Below are 17,525 nucleotides of genomic sequence, written 5' to 3' on the forward strand. Positions count from 1 at the left end.
ACTTTATGCAGGAAGGTTAAAGAGTTTTAGCTCTCACTGGCATTAGTAGAAAATTCATCTACAGGAAAATGAATTGCTATGACGTACGAATTATTTTATTCGTTCATTCGTAGCAATTCACTGTATTTTGTTTTCTACAGCCAATATTATTATACTTGTGAAGTCGTAATTCCATACTTCTGTTTGAATGAATAATAAAAATGGGACAAATTTTCAAAACCAAGATTAAGATAGATATCTGAGGGTTTTTGATCCTTATTTTTGATTAAATAATAGGCTTCTTGCAGCCTTCTTTCTTTCAACCATTGTTTTGGGCTCATATTGAAAATTTTATTAAAATCCCTTTTAAAGCCTGATAAACTACGACCTGTAAGCCTTGCAAAAGCTTGTATTGATACATTAAACATAAAATTCTTATTCATAAACTCCTTTAAATCGACCTTATGAGATTCGGAGAAATCGAATAACAGATTTTTGAAATCAGAATTACTTTGAAGAAGAAGTTCTATTGCTTCTTTTACCTTTAAAGCAGCTAATCTTGGAGGAATATCTTCCGTTTTATAAACATAGGGCATGAGGGAGATAAAATACGTTTTAAAAAAATCATCTTTCTCAAAAAATAATCGTTGATCATCCGGAAATGGTGCGTCCATTATCATCTTATTTTCTGCTGAATAGTGTCTGAGCGTTTCATCATCTAATGTAATAGAAAGAAACTCATATTTTTTGTCCTTTGCAGGATACTTTATGGTTCTGATCAGTTGGTTTTTTCTGACCAGAACTACAGTATTTTCCTTAATCACCGTTTTACCCTGCTCATGAAAAGCATGAGTTTCCCCGGAAAACTGAAATCCAAGAAAATGATCTGGAATAAATTCTTCATGCCCTTTATAAGATTCAAAAGCACAGGAATAGACCAGTTTATCAAATATGATTTCAGATGTGTTTTTCATATAACAAATATCAGAAAATTAAATGACAACTATTTTACAAACTTTATCACTTATCTCTACCCTAATGTCGATTGGAAATGATTTTAATAAAAATTCAGATTGTAAGCTCGTTTTCCCGGAAAAATTTATGACATCCCCAAACCATACCACATAACTCTAAATTCTCGTTCTCAGATAAAATAAAATAAATACTTTATCGTAATTTGGTTAAGTTTTTGAAGCATATTCCATAAACCAATCACACCATTGAAACTAATCACATTTACTAAAAAAGGAATTTACTGCCCACAGGGGAAATTTTATATTGATCCCTGGAGACCGGTGGATATGGCGGTCATTACCCATGGGCACGCAGATCATGCCCGTTGGGGAATGAAAAAATATCTTTGTCATCATTTTACAAAACCTATTCTCCATCAAAGAATCGGATTGGATATTGAATGCCAAAGTCTGACGTATGGAGAAAAAATCAATATCAACGGTGTACAACTTTCGTTGCATCCTGCCGGTCATATCATTGGTTCAGCACAAATACGTTTAGAATATAAAGGATTTATAACGGTGATCTCCGGGGATTACAAGGTTCAGGATGATGGTCTCAGTACTCCTTTCGAACTGGTAAAATGTAATGAATTTGTTACGGAAAGTACTTTTGGGCTCCCCATTTACAATTGGCTGGATGTTCCCGATTTAAACAAAAAACTTCAAAACTGGGTATTAAAGAATAAAGAAAACAATAAGACTTCAGTATTTATAGGATATTCTTTGGGGAAAGCCCAACGGATTATGAAAGCTGTAGAAGGATTAGGAGAGCTCTATGTACACTATTCTATCGGAAAGCTCAATGAAGCTTTTGAAGCAGTAGGAATTGATCTTCCCGAATACACGATTGCAGATTTCAGGGAACGTCTGAAAGAAATGGAACATAAAATAGTCATTGTTCCCCCGGCTTTATTGGATAGCAACATTATCAAAAAGATCCCCGATCCTGCAACAGCAATATGCTCAGGGTGGATGCAGGTTCGCGGTGCCCGGAGATGGCGAAGTGCAGATGCAGGATTTGCGATGAGCGACCATGCAGACTGGAAAGGGCTATTACAAGCCATAAAAGCTACAGAAGCTGAGATTGTTCATGTTACCCATGGTCAAACTGAAGTTTTTTCCAAATATCTGAATGAAATAGGAATTCAGTCAGATGTGGTAGAAACTCTTTTTGGCGATGACGAAGAACAACCTGAAAAAGAAACCATTGAAACGCCTGAGCCATGAGACATTTTGCTGATTTAATCAATGCTTTGGAAACTACCAATAAGACCAATGCAAAAATAGAAGCGATTATCGACTATCTGGAACGCGCTTCCGATGAAGATAAAGTATGGTTCATCGCTTTATTTACCGGGAAAAGACCTAAAAGAAATGTCAATACCAACTCCATGAAGGAGTGGGCTCTGGAAATCACAAAGCTTCCGTTTTGGTTATTTCAGGAAAGTTATTCTTCCGTAGGTGACCTTGGAGAAACGCTCTCACTGATTCTCCCGCCACCACAAGAAAAAATTGATCGTACTTTATCTGAATGGATGAATGATATTGCCGGATTAAAAAGTAAAACAGATTCAGAGAAAAAGGAATTTGTACTCCATTCATGGAATGGGCTTGATTACACTGAACGATTGATCTTCAATAAATTAATAGGAGGAAGTTTCCGGATTGGAGTATCTGACAAAACGCTGATTAATGCCCTGACAAAATTTTCAGGACAGGAATCCAGTGCTTTGATGCATAGCCTGATGGGAAAATGGATGCCGGATCACACTTCTTTTCAGGAGTTGATCGCAGCAGAGAATGTCAATCCTGATAACTCAAAACCCTATCCTTTCTGTCTGGCTTATCCATTAGAAAAAGAACCGGAGGAACTGGGAATACCTGAAGAATGGATGGCAGAATATAAATGGGATGGCATTCGTGGTCAGATCATCCGAAGGAATGATGAAGTCTTCATTTGGTCGCGAGGAGAAGAACTCGTAACAGATCAGTTTCCTGAAATTGTTGATACTGTGAAAGCAATGAAAGGTAATTTCGTTTTAGATGGAGAAATACTTGCGGTAAAAGACGATAAAGTATTAAATTTTAACGAATTACAAAAAAGACTCAACAGAAAAACTTTAACCCGGAAAATGCTTTCAGATATTCCCATACAGGTATTCACTTATGATCTTCTGGAGCTTGAAAATAATGATTTGAGGGATAAACCCATCTCAGGAAGAAGAGCTATGCTGGAAGAATTACTATTAAATGAAACCCCTGAAAACATTAAACTTTCTACCGTCATAGATTTTGAAAAATGGGAAGAACTGAATAGGGTCAGAGAACATTCAAGATCAGTAAATAGTGAAGGATTGATGTTGAAAAAGAAAAACTCTCCTTACCACGCCGGGAGAAAAAAGGGTGACTGGTGGAAATGGAAAATAAATCCGTTTACCATAGATGCGGTTTTGATTTATGCCCAAAAAGGAAGTGGCAGACGAAGTGCCTATTACACAGATTACACTTTTGCTGTAAAAAACGGTGACAATCTTGTAACCATTGCCAAAGCCTATTCAGGACTAACGGATAAAGAAATCATGGAAGTAAGTCGTTTTGTGACTAAAAATGCCATTGAAAAGTTTGGCCCCGTAAGGACGGTAAAAGCAGAACTTGTTTTTGAAATCGCTTTTGAAGGAATTGGTTTCAGCAACCGGCATAAAAGCGGTGTTGCATTGCGGTTTCCGAGAATTGTAAGATGGAGGAAAGATAAAACAGTTGACGAAATCGATACTCTTGAAGAAATTAAAAAATTAATACAATAATTTGGCTTCTTTTGAACATACGGATGGTTTTACCATCATTCAGCAATGGATGAAGGATAAAGGGATGTCACCTTTTAGGTTTCAGATGGATACATGGAGAAAATTTGAAAATGGATATAGCGGAATGGTTGTCGCTCCCACAGGCTTCGGGAAGACATTTTCCGTTTTTCTTGCTTTAATCTCAGATTTTTTGAATCATCCTGAACGCTACAAAAATGGACTAAAAATGCTATGGATCACTCCCTTACGATCCTTGTCAAAAGATATTGCCAAAGCAATGCAGGAAGCAATAGATGAAATAGGCCTGGATTGGGTGGTTGGCGTGAGAAACGGAGACACAGATCCTAAAGTAAGGCAGCAGCAGGTAAAGAAAATGCCCGAAATATTAGTCGTTACTCCGGAAAGTCTTCATTTGCTTTTGGCTCAAAAAAATCATGAAAGCTTTTTCCGCGATATGAAATGTATCGTTGTAGATGAATGGCATGAATTATTAGGCTCAAAGCGTGGTGTGATGGTTGAACTGGGAATTTCCCAATTAAGAAAATATGTTCCAAAAATGAAAATATGGGGCATTACTGCCACCATCGGAAATCTGGATGAAGCTCTGGAGGTTCTCATTCCGTATGATATTAAAAAAGTAAAAATTACAGCCAGAGAACATAAAAAAATAGACATTCTACCTGTATTTCCTGATGAAATTGAAATTTTACCCTGGGCCGGACATCTGGGTAATAAACTGGCAGATAAAGTCGTTCCTATTATTCTTGCTTCAAAATCAACAATTGTTTTTACCAACACCCGAAGCCAAAGTGAAATGTGGTACCAACTGTTACTCAGTGCGTACCCTGATTTTGCCGGCCAGATAGCCATTCATCACAGTTCTATCGATGCTCACTTGAGAATCTGGATTGAAGAAAATCTGAGTTCCGGAAAATTAAAAGCCGTGGTTTCAACATCCTCATTAGATTTAGGAATCGATTTTAAACCCGTTGATACGGTAATTCAGGTCGGTTCTGCAAAAGGTGTTGCCCGATTTTTGCAACGCGCCGGACGGAGTGGCCACTCCCCTTTTGAAACCTCTAAAATATATTGTGTTCCGACCCATTCTTTAGAACTCATTGAAGTTTCAGCATTAAAAGAAGCTGTAAAACAAAAAGTTGTAGAACCAAGAGAACCTCAGGTTTTATGTTTTGATGTACTGGTGCAGTTTCTGATGACACTTGCCGTAGGTGATGGCTTTTATCCCGAAGAAACTTATGAAAGGATCAAAAAAGTATACGCTTTTCAGGAAATTCTGGATGAAGAATGGAAAAGTATCCTTGAATTTCTTACCATTGGTGGCAGTGTTTTAAAAAGCTATGAAGAATTCCATAAAATCGTTATTATGGAAGACGGTTTGTACAAAGTAACTTCCCGGAAAATAGCAATGCTTCACAGAATGAACATGGGAGTTATTGTAAGTGATGCAATGCTGAAAGTAAAATTTATTTCCGGCGGTTATATTGGAATGATTGAAGAATATTTCATTTCGAGGCTAAAAAAAGAGGAAAAATTTATTCTAGCCGGGCGCACACTGGAAGTTGCTATGATCAAAGATATGACAGTCTATGTGAGATCTGCGAAAGGAAAAGCTCAGGTGCCCAGTTATCTCGGTGGAAGACTGCCTTTAAGCTCCAATCTGGGACACTTTTTAAGAGAAAAACTATCCCATGCTTTAAATCCAAAAGCTTCAGAGAAAGAGTTAAAATTTCTGCATTCTTTACTGATTAACCAGGAAAAGAGTTCTCATATCCCGAAAGAAAATGAGTTTCTTGTGGAAATGATCAAAAACCGTGAAGGCTATCATCTGTTTATGTATCCGTTTGAGGGGCGTCTGGTCCACGAAGTCATGGCAGCCCTGATTGCGTACCGTATTTCAAAGTTCGCTCCCATTTCTTTTTCTATGGCCATGAATGATTATGGATTTGAACTCTTCAGTGATAAAGAAATCCCTCTTACCGAAGATAATCTGCATCAGGTTTTAACAAGAGAAAATCTGATGAACGATGTCATTGCCAGCATCAATTCAGCAGAGATGGCAAGAAGAAAATTTCGGGATATCGCTGTAATTTCCGGAATGGTCATTCAAAATTATGCCGGGCAGCAACGCTCCAATAAATCCTTACAAAGTTCTGCCGGGCTTATTTTTAAAGTATTGGAAGATCATGACCCTAATCATTTTCTGATTAAGCAGGCCTACACTGAAGTTTTCAATATTCAACTTCAGGAACAACGACTTGTAGAAGCCTTTAAAAGAATTGAAAAATCCAATATTATTTTAAAACATTCGCAGAATTTTACTCCATTAAGTTTTCCTATAAAAGTAGATAGCTTAAGACAAACATTGTCCAGTGAAAATCTCGATGCCCGGATACAAAGAATGTTAAAACAAATGAAAAGGTAAAAATTCATTTATCTTTTGGGATTAAATCTTGTTAAAATTATAACACAATACGCTCATTTACTATAGTTTAATGTACTTAAAGGTACTTTCGTTTTCAGATTTCTAAAACTTCTTTTTAAACTCCATAGTAAAATGTATTGGAAAATAAATGTCAAAATAATTTTGTTAGATTAATCTAACTTATTATTTTTGATTATCTAATATTTAAATTAAAAATTATTTCGATGGAGTATGTCATAGAATTATTGGAAAAAAACAGAAAGTTTTTAGAACGAAATATACGTCAGGCAAACCTGATGAAAACAGACACTAATACAGCGATTCTTGCACTCAGTAAAGTTGATGAACTGCGAAGAGCCATTAAAATTTTAAAATTAAAAAATAGAAAACAATGACAATTACCCAAACATTCCCTGAACTTCCTTATGGCAAGTTACTTCCATTCATTTTCATGCATGGAAAAAGTGGATTAAAGACAGGAATGTACTATCTTCGTACTAAAGCTGCTGCAGAAGGTATTAAATTCACAGGAGAAAACATGCAAAGTGAGCAACAAAATGATGAAGACATATCCTGCTCACTGGATCATCCTGATGAATGAATTTCCTGCGGAAGCGAAACACAAATACATAGAATATGAGTAAATTATTCCTTGTCCGTCACGGACAATCCCTATGGAATCTTGAAAATAGATTTACAGGATGGCAGGATATCGACATCACCGAGGCAGGAATTGAAGAAGCTAAAAAAGCCGGAATGGCGTTGAAGAATGAAAAGATTGATGTAGCATTTACGTCTGCTCTGATCAGAGCTCAGCATACACTTACTATTATTCTGGACGTTATGGGAAAGCCTGATATTCCGGTCATTATGGATAAAGCTTTAAATGAGAGATCCTACGGAAATCTGGAAGGTCTGAATAAAGCCGAAACAGCCCTTAAGTATGGTGATGACCAGGTTCGTACCTGGCGCAGATCTTTTGATATAGTTCCTCCGGGGGGAGAAAGTTTGAAAATTACTTATAGCAGAGTCATTCCGTATTTTGAGATGCACATCCTGCCTTTGCTGAAAAAAGGGGAAAATGTATTGGTAGTAGCCCATGGAAACAGTCTTCGTTCTTTGATTATGTATCTCGAAAATCTCTCTCCTGAGGAAATACTGGAACGGGAAATTGCAACAGGAATTCCTTTAACCTATAGCTATGATGGAAAATTTAGCAGATTTGAAAATGGAAACTAACCAACCTATACTCCTTCTTGCTGATAAGCTTGATATTCCTGTAAAACAGAATGATACAGAAGAAAAACTATTTTTTGCTTTAGCTGAATATCTGGAACAGGTGATTCAAACAGATTTTAATAAACTTCTTGGTATTTTATATAGAGTTGATGTTGCTGAGGAAAAAGTTCGTCAAGCCCTGGCGGAAAATAAAAATCAATCTTCTGGTCAGGTAATTGCTACTCTTCTCATCGAAAGAGAACAAGAAAAGATCAAAACAAGAGCCTTATACCGGAATAAATAATTTACCTTATATTGTTAAACTTTAAACTCATCACTTATAATTCTCTGTCGTGTTTATAGCCACAAAAAACATCTCCATTCAAAACGAAATCTTTATTCTCACCAATCAGCGGGCTGTATTCTGGGGAAAGGAAAAAGCATTAATTCTTTCTGATCTTCACATTGGGAAGACCGCTCACTTTCGCAAGAATGGGATAGCATTAGCCAATGACATCATGAAAAGTGATCTGGAAAGGCTGTCTGCATTGATTGACTATTTTCAGCCTGAAAAATTCATTGTGGTAGGAGATTTACTTCATGCCGGAGACAATTCAGATGTAGATAAATTTTGCACCTGGAGAAATCAATATCCTGACATTAAGTTTTGTCTTGTGGAGGGAAATCATGATCGTATTTCAGGATCTCTGGAGAAAAAGCTTTGCTTACATTGTAAGGCAGGTTTTCTTGAAATTGATGCGTTTACTTTCATTCATGATTTTGACACTTCCAAAGAAGGCTTTCAAATCACCGGACATATTCATCCGGGAATTGTTATCAATTCTGCAATCAATAGTATGAGACTTCCCTGCTTTGCTTTAACTTCAAATCAATTATTATTACCTGCTTTCAGTAAATTTACGGGTTTAGACACTAAAAATATTCCAAAAAAAGGAAAGTTTTTTGCTTTTACAGATGCTGATATTTATGAAATTTAAAACTTTTTGAACAGCCAAAGAGTTTGTCTTAGAAGGGTAAAAATATAGCCAAACCTAACAGGTTTTGGAAACCTGTTAGGTTTAAATTTCAGGATATATTTTTCTATAGGTACCTGTAAAATCAATCTGAAATAAAATGAAGAAATGCTCAATTCTTTGATCTATAAGCATGCTTTAATCCAGCCAAACCACTTTTTGCTCAGAAGAATGCTCTTGTCCTATAATATCACGATATAACTCTGGTCTTCTGGCCTTAATATATCTATATCCTCCCGCCTGACTAAGTTTTTCAGGTATAATCACAGCAGTTTCAAAACTATCATCGAATGAGTGACATTCTGCAATCACATCCCCAAAAGGATCAATGATCATTGAGCATCCGTTTTTCAACTGATCGTCATCCATCCCTATAGGATTTGAAAAAACAATATAAGCCCCGTTATCGTAAGCTCTTGCGGGAAGCCATTTCATCAGCCAATCTCTACCTTTCATGCCGTTAAATTCTAAGCGCAAAGAAGTGGGATCAGCCTCTCTGTTTTTCCATAACATAGGATCAACAAATCCTGCTCCAGGCCTTGTAGACGGCGTACACATGGTAACATGCGGCATAAAAATAATATCAGCTCCCAACAGCTTTGTAGCTCTTACATTTTCAACAATATTATTGTCGTAACATATTAAAATACCACATTTCCATCCATGGATTTCAAATACGCAGTATTCATTTCCGGGGGTAAGGTTGGGGTTAATAAATGGATGCAGCTTTCTGTATCTGGCTTTTAAACCTGTCTTATCAACACATACATATGCTTTGAAAAGATTGTTATTTTCATCTTTTTCAAAAAGTCCTGCCAATATAACAATATCGTGTTGAGTGGCAATTTGCTGGAGTCGCTGAATACTATTTCCATCCGGGATAAGCTCTGCAATATCAAGAAGTTGTTCTCTGGAAAGTTTTCGGGCAAAAGTATATCCTGTAATCGAACATTCATGAAAAGCGATCACATGGGATCCTTGAGAAGCGGCCTGACCGGCTAATTTTTCAATGACAGAAAGATTATATTCTTTATCACCACTTTTGTTTTCAAATTGTGCAGTTGAGATTTTAATATTCATTGTTTTTTTCAACAAAACTACTGTGTTGCAACATTGAAAGATTGTATAAAACCGACATTTTAATTTACAACTCAATAAAATTGACGGCCATTTTATGTTTCGTATTTATATACTGTCCCGGAGTGAGCCCTACACTATTTTTAAAATCCCGGATGAGATGCGATTGATCAGAATAACCGGCATGATAGGAAAGTCCTGCCATATTGTAATTACCTTCTCCTCTATTCATAAGACTTAAAAAGTAATGCAGGCGGGTAATATTGCCATATTTTTTGGGAGAAATGCCCATATAATTTTCAAATTTCCTTTCCAGATGTCTTTCTGAATATCCCGTGAATTGCTCTAATTGTTTAGATGATACTAAACCTCTGTTCTTTAGAATATATTGTTGAACTGACCTTATCAGGTTGTAGTCCGAACCGGTTTCTTGTTTTAAAAATTCAGTAAAAAAAAGATTGAGACTATTGATGATGGATAAAGGATCTTCTCTGTTAAAAAGCATTTCCTGAAAAGGTTGCCATTTATTTTTCATGACATCTTCAACCGAAATAATATGGTTTCGGGTTTCCTTTGCAGAAGTTTTCAAAAGAATATTAAAAAAGTAGGGTTGAAATACAACAGCCATTAAAGAAAATTGCCCTTGCGAAGAGAAATCTTTATAGCGGTCTAAAGTCCCATAAAAAAAGGATAAAGGCATCCTTTCTTCTGAAATATGACTCAACAGATTGATATTACCGGATAAAATAAGTCCGGTACTTCCATCCGTAAATAACCGCACATTTTTAACACCTTCCCGGAAATTTTCAAGGAAAATATAATGCCTGATAAATGGTGCCAAATGTTGAGGCGGCGAAATCTGCATATTCAAAGATACATAAATTTAACCTTGTAATATTCCTGGCTTTTAAGATCAGATGGGATAATGATCATTTATATTTAAAGTTCAAAAGACTGTTTGTACGTTCTCCCAACCGGAAGTTTTTTACCATTAACCTGGATAATATTGGCCGACTTCATTTCAATTTTTGATCGTGAAATAATGTATGATTTGTGAATGCGTGTAAACTGATCTGGAGGTAAGCTTTCTTCAATCTTACTGATTGGCATTTTAAAAGTCAGCCTTTCTGCTTTGGTGTGAATATGAATGTATTCTCTTAAACTTTCGATATAAAAAATATCCTGTAAAATAATTTTAATTTGCTTTTTACCGCTGCTGATGAAAATATAATCCCGTTCAGCAATTTCCAGCAAAGCATTTTCAGCTTCCATGAGATGTTTAAACTTTCCGATAGCCGTTACAAAGCGATCATAAGGAATAGGTTTCATCAGGTAATCGGCAATATCAAGCTCATAACCTTCCACCGCATACTGATGATATGCAGTAGTCACAATAACAATTGGAGGGTTATTTATTTTTCTTAAAAAATCAAATCCTTTTACTACAGGAAGATGAAGATCTAAAAACATCAGATCAACCTTATGAATACTTAAAAGACTACTGGCATACACTGCGTCGGCACATTTACCAACAAGATTAAGCTCTTGATCCCGTGAGATAAAATGCTCAAGAATATCTGCTGCAATAGGTTCATCTTCTACAATAATGCAATTGTATTTTTTAGGATCTGAATGTATCATGGAAGTCAATAATTAGTTGTACAATATATCGGTCATTTCGGTCCTCAACGACCAAACTATGCTGTGGATAAAGCAGTTGAAGTTGTCTATGGATATTTTTCAATCCTATTTTGGTAGAATGCTCATGGGCTCTTTGCTCTTTGGAATTTTCAATGCGATACTTGAGAATTCCTTTTTCCAGTTGAATATCTATATTGATAAACGACTCCCCCAGACTTTCAGAAACCCCATGTTTGAAAGCATTTTCAACAAACTGAATCAATATCAACGGTGATATTTCCTGAGATGGGCAATCAACATTTTCCTTGAAATTAACCGTAAGATGATGATGTCTGATTTTCTGGATCTGAATAAAATCTTTAATGTTTTCAATATCTTTTTCTATGGAAATACTTTTCTCAGCAGCTTCATAGATATTATAGCGCATTACTTTTGAAAGCTGAAGAATGGCATCAGGTGTTTCATCTGCCTTTTTCATAGCCATTCCATAAATATTGTTGAGTGTATTAAACAGAAAATGAGGATTAATCTGTGCTTTTAACATGGTCAGTTCCTGATCCAGTTTTTCTGATTTCAGCTGAGAAATCTGTTCTTTTAAAACATTTTTCTGTCTTGTAATTTCAACGCCAAAAATAAGCCCTACCATGAAAATAAGATCCATAAAAGAGTTAAAAGCTACCAGGCCATTAATATATCCTGAGAATTCTTTCCCATCCAGTGTTTCTACAGTCCCATAGATGTAAGGATACATCAGATAGTGGGTAAAAAACCGATGTCCCAAAACAGCGAGTACAACAATGAGAATATAGAGAATAGATTTGGCAAAGCTCTTAAGATGTCCTCTTTCATACACATACAGCAGGGAATAAGCAAGCGGAATTTTTATAAAAAGATAACCCAGCTCCAGCATAAGAGTATTCTGAAGTCTCATTTGCCATTCAACATCCGGAAACTGATATCGTGACCAATAAAAATCAAGATAAACCTCCAGAATATAGTACAATATCCAAAAGAGCAAATGAACATGGAGCTTAGATTTCCCGATCGATTTCAAGTGTATTTTAATTTAAATATACAAAGTAATAGGATTCAATCAAATATAAAAATATCTTGCCTACGAAATGAAAGCATTCATCTATCAACAACGAATTCTTACCCAATCTGCGATTTTCAAAACTTAAGTGTTCAAAAAACTTTTGTGGTTATAATATACCTATACTTTATTGTATAATTTTTTAAAACGAACTTCAGGAAACATAAGATTAAGAAAACAAAAGATCAACAGAACATTAAACTCAATACCATTGGTTCCTCCACCTACTACAAACCAACCATTTTGCCAGTGAATATAATAGATTCCAAAGATAAAAATTGCCATATTACACCACGAAACCGGTTTGATACATTGGTCAAACCAAAGCAAAGGAATTGACACAAGATGAATCAGCTTAACGCCCCAGGCCATATATAATCCTACCGGACTAAATCCTATAGTATCAAGGTAAAGTCGTCCAAAATTATTGACATCTCCACTCAAAATAGAGATCACACTATGCATCATTAAAATAACTGATAATGCAAAACGGAGGTAGAAATTCTTTTTCATAACATCAAATATAAGATACAATTGAAATAAAGAATTAACTGCGTATATCAACTGCTTTTAATGATATATGAAGGACTTCATGATATGACAAAAAAAGAATGGTCGTTATTACCATTCTCTTTTTCTATTGAATAATTTTAATTCTGATTTAAGTTTTTCTTTAAAAAGTCTTCTAGATCTTTTCCATGAATATTTTTAGCAATGATGGTTCCCTGCCCGTCAATAATAACGTTAAAAGGAAGTTCATCTACTTCATATGCTTTTGCTATAGGACTTTTCCAAAATTTCAAATCGCTGATCTGTATCCAGTTGATTCCAAAACGATCAATGGTCTTTTGCCAGCTCTCTTTATTTTTATCTAAGGAAACACCCAGTATTTCAAATGTATTATTTTTCACCTGAGCTGAGTAGGTTTCATATAAAGTTTTCAATTCCGGTTGTTCTTCAACACATGGTGCACACCATGTTGCCCAGAAATCAATCAACACCAGCTTTCCTTTTAATGATGAAAGCGAGAAAGGAGATCCATCTGCTTGAGACATGGTAATTTCAGGAACTTTTTTCCCAATTTCTATTTTATTTTGAGAAAAAGCTGATCCTGAAAATACGAATATCAATAATAAGGTAAAATAGGTTTTCATATTAATCATTTGTTGGATAATCTTTATCCAGCCAGTCTGTTTTTATATTTTTGGGAAGATTCAGAAGCTGAGCATTTTTAAAGCCCATCTCCATCAATAATCCGAATGCAGGACGGATATTAGGACACTTTACAAAAGGGCAACAACCGCAGTAGATGACGATTTCTCTGTCTTTAGGAATATTTTTAAGATAGTTTCTTAATTTTTCCAGATTTTCAGGCTCATGGGTAGGGCCAATATCTATGGAACCCTTGATAATAGCTTCCGGGCCAACGGAAATGATCACCAGGTCCTTGGTCTTGTTTTTCACAATACGGGATGCTAATAGTGCAGGATCCATCAACTGACTGTCTTTCCATGGATCTTGTTTTTGTTGTGCCTGACTGAAAATGGAGCACACAAAACATGCGATAATAAACAAATACTTCATAGTTCTCTTTTTCACAAAGATAAAAAAAGTGGAAAGCGGAAAGGAGAAAATATTTGTAATACTATTTTACGCTGACAATAATCAGAGTCTTTTGGGTGTAATATGAATAACATTTGATGCTCCGGGCTCTATAACCAACTGTGTTCCTGAATTTCTCTCGTCTTCCCTCCCTTGAATTGCAGAGCCGGTAGCTAATGTCAATTTTCCATTGAATACTGAATGAGGAGGTATCAGAGAAATTTCGATTTCCTCCTCTCCAACCTTGATAATAATTGATTCTGCTTCAATAGGTAGCTTTGTTCCGTCCTTTTTTACAGCAAATGTTTGATATTGTTTTCTTTCACTCATTCTGATCATTTTCTTTTAAACAAAGATAAAAAAAGTCCAATATGATCACATATCGGACTTTTAATAGTTATTGCTAATAAAAAAGCATTAGCTAAACACACTCAGATTTTTTGCAATATCTTTTCCTGCATATGGGGGGAAAACATCCAGTTCCAGATCCGGATTTCCAACAAGCATCGCCTTGGTATTACTTAAGGCCTCAAATCCTGCTTTCCCATAATATTTACCCATTCCTGAATAGCCCACCCCACCAAATGGTAAACTGTCTATCCAGCAATGTAAATTGGTTTGATTGATGCATCCGCCCCCAAAGGAAACTGAGTGAAGGAAATAATCAATATGAGCCTGGTTTTTACTAAAAATATAAGCTGCCAAAGATTTTGGTTTACGTTTGATAATATTGGTAATCTCTTTCAGATCCGAATAGACCATTACCGGCAACACAGGCCCGAAAACCTCTTGTTGCAATGCAGGATCCTCCCATGTACTCGGATATAAAACAGTAGGTTCTACATATCTTTGTGCAACATCAAAACGCCCGCCAATAACAACCTTTTCAGGAATAATATAAGAAGCCACACGCTCCGCATCATGCTCACTGATCATTCTCGCCAGATCAGGACTTTCCTGAGGGTTTTCTCCATACATTTTGCGGATCGAAGCTTTCAGCCTCTCAATAAATTCATCTGCAATATTCTCATGTACATATACATAGCCTGGCGCAATGCACCATTGGCCTGATATCGCATTGTGCCCCCAGGCAATTCGATCTACAGCAATATCCAGATTAGCCGTTTCGTCTACAATCGTAGGATTCTGCCCTCCCAATTCCAAAATAACGGGAGTCAGATTTTCAGCTGCTGCCCGCATCACTACTTTTCCAACATTGGAACTCCCTGTAAAAAAGATAAAATCAAAAGGTAATTCTAATAATTCTGTAATTTCTTCTCTACCTCCTGTAACCGCCGCTACGGCCTCCGGTTCAAAATATTGTGGTATAAGCTCTTTAAATAACTGAGCAACAGCAGGTGTCGTATTGGCAGGTTTCAAAATCACTGTGTTTCCGGCTGCCAAGGCTGCAATGGCAGGGTCAAGTAATAATAAAACAGGTGCATTGAATGGTCCTATAACCAGGGTTACTCCATAAGGTTCTTTATAGATGATACCTCTATTTCCTGTAGCTTCCAGACCCTTAGGAATTTCGACTGGCTGAGGAGCCATCAGCTCCTTAAGATTTTCTTTATAATACTTTATCACTCCCAGGGGTACAGTGATTTCAAATAACTGCTCAAAAGGAGGTTTTCCAAAGTCTTTTTCAAGTGCTTTGCAAAATACATCCTGGTTTTCTGTTAAAAACTTTTCCATTCTGTTCAGCTGATCCATACGCCATTCATATGTTTTGGTTGAATCACTGAAGAAAAATTCTTTCTGGATATCGAAAATGTTTTGATATGTGTTCATAACCTTTGTATTTTTTGATGTTTATACAAAACTATATAAATGAGCACATTAATGTATGGTGTACTTTTCGGAATTTTGCATGAAATCACAAATAAATTACTTTTTCAAGTTCAAATATTTTATACATTTATGTAAAGTATTATCAAATCAAAAATATCTGATAAAATGGGGGAAATATTCCAACCTGATGCTATTATCATCGGAACCGGACTTGCAGGATTAACTGCTGCTATGGAAATAACCAATGCAGGAAAAAAAGTTCTTCTGTTGGATCAGGAAACAGAACAAAACATTGGCGGACAGGCATTCTGGTCATTTGGGGGACTCTTTTTAATCAATTCACCACAACAGAGAAGAATGGGAATTAAAGATTCTTACGAACTGGCTTTACAAGACTGGACAGGAACGGCAGGATTCGACCGTGATGAAGATGACTGGCCCCGCAAATGGGCAGAAGCTTATCTGAAGTTTGCTGCAGGCGAAAAGTACCAGTACATTTCTAAACTGGGAATCAAGCTTATGTTTATGGTAGGATGGGCAGAGCGTGGTGATGGCTCAGCAACAGGTCACGGAAATTCGGTACCGCGCTTTCACGTCAGTTGGGGAACCGGAACCGGAGTTATAAAACCTTTTGTAGAAAAGGCATATCAGGCCAGAGATAAAGGACTTCTGCAAATGAAATTCCGACATCGCGTTACAGAATTGACTACAGAAAGTGACACAATAAAAAGTGTTAAAGGAGATATACTGGAAAATGACACTCAGGAAAGAGGTGCAGAAACCAACAGAAATATCATCTCACAATTTGAATATCGTGCTCCTCATATTATTATTGCTTCAGGAGGTATTGGGGCCAATCATGAACTGGTTCGTAAAAACTGGCCTGAAAGATTAGGAAACCCGCCGGAAAATATGGTTTGCGGAGTGCCCGCTTACGTAGATGGAAAGATGATTGGTATTGCTGAACAGGCAGGAGCTCATATCATCAATCCTGACAGGATGTGGCATTACACAGAAGGTTTACAGAACTGGAATCCAATTTGGCCAAAGCATGGAATCCGAATTTTACCAGGGCCTTCTTCCCTATGGTTTGATGCACAGGGAAAACGTCTTCCGGCCCCTTTTCTCCCGGGATTTGATACTCTGGGAACATTGAAATATATTCAGGACACCGGTTTTTCTTATTCATGGTTTATCCTGACTCAAAAAATCATTAAGAAAGAATTTGCCCTTTCGGGATCGGAACAAAATCCTGATATTACCCATAAGGACTACTCTCTTTTTCTGAAAAGAATATTTGGTAAAAAAGCACCTGGTCCTGTAGAAGCATTCAAGGAACATGGAAAGGATTTTATTGTATCAGATACTCTTAAAGATTTGGTTGAAAAAATGAATCAACTGGCAGGCAATGATCTTTTAAATTATGAAAACATCCGGCAACAGATCGAAGCAAGGGACAGAGAGCTTGATAACAAGTTTTCAAAAGATACACAAGTCAATTACATCAGAAATACCAGAAATTATCTGGGAGATAAACTGGGCCGGGTAGCCACGCCCCACAAAATATTATCTCCTGAAAACGGACCTTTGATTGCCGTTCGTCTTAATATTTTAACCCGAAAAACACTCGGAGGTATTAAAACAAATCTTAATGGCCAGGTATTAAGAGACGATGACAGTATCATCGAAGGACTTTATGCTGCCGGAGAAGCAGCCGGTTTTGGTGGTGGTGGAATGCATGGTTACCGTGCATTAGAAGGTACATTTCTGGGAGGATGTATTTTTTCAGGAATGAAAGCCGGACAATATATTGCCGGATTACCATAA

19 protein-coding genes are annotated in these 17,525 nt (G+C 36.5%); 9 read left to right on the forward strand and 10 right to left on the reverse strand.

Going from position 1 to position 17,525, the window contains the following annotated elements:
• Positions 1-149 precede the first annotated feature (149 nt).
• On the reverse strand, positions 150-953 hold the full coding sequence (locus C1631_RS02735; protein WP_109710290.1) for a helix-turn-helix domain-containing protein: 804 nt from the start codon (positions 951-953) through the stop codon (positions 150-152).
• Between the two features lie 246 nt (positions 954-1,199).
• On the opposite strand from C1631_RS02735, the gene C1631_RS02740 reads away from it, so the two are divergent.
• The 8 genes from C1631_RS02740 (at position 1,200) to pdeM (ending at position 8,458) form a co-directional block, all read left to right on the forward strand.
• A complete protein-coding gene (locus C1631_RS02740; RefSeq protein WP_109710292.1) occupies positions 1,200-2,222 on the forward strand; it encodes a ligase-associated DNA damage response exonuclease in 1,023 nt (340 codons plus the stop codon).
• Positions 2,219-3,799: an ATP-dependent DNA ligase gene (locus C1631_RS02745; protein ID WP_109710294.1), complete on the forward strand. Its 1,581-nt coding sequence runs from the start codon at positions 2,219-2,221 to the stop codon at positions 3,797-3,799. Before C1631_RS02740 ends, C1631_RS02745 begins: the two co-directional genes overlap by 4 nt.
• A gap of 1 nt (position 3,800) precedes the next feature.
• Positions 3,801-6,242, forward strand: a complete 2,442-nt coding sequence (locus C1631_RS02750) for a ligase-associated DNA damage response DEXH box helicase (RefSeq protein ID WP_109710296.1) — start codon at positions 3,801-3,803, stop codon at positions 6,240-6,242.
• Between the two features lie 224 nt (positions 6,243-6,466).
• Positions 6,467-6,637 (forward strand): hypothetical protein, encoded by a 171-nt coding sequence (locus C1631_RS23935; RefSeq protein WP_165828225.1) that lies wholly within the window; start codon positions 6,467-6,469, stop codon positions 6,635-6,637.
• A complete protein-coding gene (locus C1631_RS23940) occupies positions 6,634-6,843 on the forward strand; it encodes a hypothetical protein (RefSeq protein WP_165828209.1) in 210 nt (69 codons plus the stop codon). Before C1631_RS23935 ends, C1631_RS23940 begins: the two co-directional genes overlap by 4 nt.
• Before the next feature lie 35 nt (positions 6,844-6,878).
• Positions 6,879-7,481, forward strand: coding sequence for a 2,3-bisphosphoglycerate-dependent phosphoglycerate mutase (locus C1631_RS02755; protein ID WP_103249166.1), 603 nt, complete (start codon positions 6,879-6,881; stop codon positions 7,479-7,481).
• Positions 7,444-7,764, forward strand: coding sequence for a hypothetical protein (locus C1631_RS02760; RefSeq protein ID WP_123966576.1), 321 nt, complete (start codon positions 7,444-7,446; stop codon positions 7,762-7,764). Before C1631_RS02755 ends, C1631_RS02760 begins: the two co-directional genes overlap by 38 nt.
• 49 nt (positions 7,765-7,813) lie before the next feature.
• Positions 7,814-8,458: a ligase-associated DNA damage response endonuclease PdeM gene (gene pdeM, locus C1631_RS02765; protein ID WP_109710297.1), complete on the forward strand. Its 645-nt coding sequence runs from the start codon at positions 7,814-7,816 to the stop codon at positions 8,456-8,458.
• Between the two features lie 174 nt (positions 8,459-8,632).
• Here pdeM and C1631_RS02770 read toward each other — a convergent pair whose 3' ends face one another.
• The 9 genes from C1631_RS02770 to C1631_RS02810 form a co-directional block, all read right to left on the reverse strand.
• The gene (locus C1631_RS02770; RefSeq protein WP_109710299.1) at positions 8,633-9,574 is read right to left on the reverse strand and encodes a nitrilase family protein; all 942 of its coding nucleotides are present in this window, start codon (positions 9,572-9,574) and stop codon (positions 8,633-8,635) included.
• A 64-nt stretch (positions 9,575-9,638) separates the two neighbouring features.
• The gene (locus tag C1631_RS02775) at positions 9,639-10,436 is read right to left on the reverse strand and encodes a helix-turn-helix domain-containing protein (protein ID WP_109710302.1); all 798 of its coding nucleotides are present in this window, start codon (positions 10,434-10,436) and stop codon (positions 9,639-9,641) included.
• Between the two features lie 74 nt (positions 10,437-10,510).
• On the reverse strand, positions 10,511-11,212 hold the full coding sequence (locus C1631_RS02780; protein ID WP_185144643.1) for a LytR/AlgR family response regulator transcription factor: 702 nt from the start codon (positions 11,210-11,212) through the stop codon (positions 10,511-10,513).
• Positions 11,193-12,266 (reverse strand): sensor histidine kinase, encoded by a 1,074-nt coding sequence (locus C1631_RS02785; protein WP_103249141.1) that lies wholly within the window; start codon positions 12,264-12,266, stop codon positions 11,193-11,195. The genes C1631_RS02780 and C1631_RS02785 overlap by 20 nt, the downstream gene beginning before the upstream one ends.
• 159 nt (positions 12,267-12,425) lie before the next feature.
• On the reverse strand, positions 12,426-12,818 hold the full coding sequence (locus tag C1631_RS02790) for a DoxX family protein (RefSeq protein ID WP_103249142.1): 393 nt from the start codon (positions 12,816-12,818) through the stop codon (positions 12,426-12,428).
• 137 nt (positions 12,819-12,955) lie between these two features.
• Positions 12,956-13,459: a TlpA family protein disulfide reductase gene (locus C1631_RS02795; protein WP_228440979.1), complete on the reverse strand. Its 504-nt coding sequence runs from the start codon at positions 13,457-13,459 to the stop codon at positions 12,956-12,958.
• 1 nt (position 13,460) lies between these two features.
• Entirely contained in the window at positions 13,461-13,889 is a 429-nt protein-coding gene (locus C1631_RS02800; RefSeq protein ID WP_103249144.1) for a hypothetical protein, read from the reverse strand.
• Positions 13,890-13,970: 81 nt separating this feature from the next.
• Positions 13,971-14,237, reverse strand: a complete 267-nt coding sequence (locus C1631_RS02805; protein WP_123966578.1) for a hypothetical protein — start codon at positions 14,235-14,237, stop codon at positions 13,971-13,973.
• 87 nt (positions 14,238-14,324) lie between these two features.
• Positions 14,325-15,698, reverse strand: coding sequence for an aldehyde dehydrogenase family protein (locus C1631_RS02810; protein ID WP_109710305.1), 1,374 nt, complete (start codon positions 15,696-15,698; stop codon positions 14,325-14,327).
• Positions 15,699-15,863: 165 nt separating this feature from the next.
• Between C1631_RS02810 and C1631_RS02815 the strand changes: the two genes are divergently transcribed.
• A complete protein-coding gene (locus C1631_RS02815) occupies positions 15,864-17,525 on the forward strand; it encodes an FAD-binding dehydrogenase (RefSeq protein ID WP_109710307.1) in 1,662 nt (553 codons plus the stop codon).

The sequence above is a fragment of the Chryseobacterium phosphatilyticum genome (genome assembly GCF_002899825.2).
In the GTDB taxonomy this organism is placed as follows: domain Bacteria; phylum Bacteroidota; class Bacteroidia; order Flavobacteriales; family Weeksellaceae; genus Chryseobacterium; species Chryseobacterium phosphatilyticum.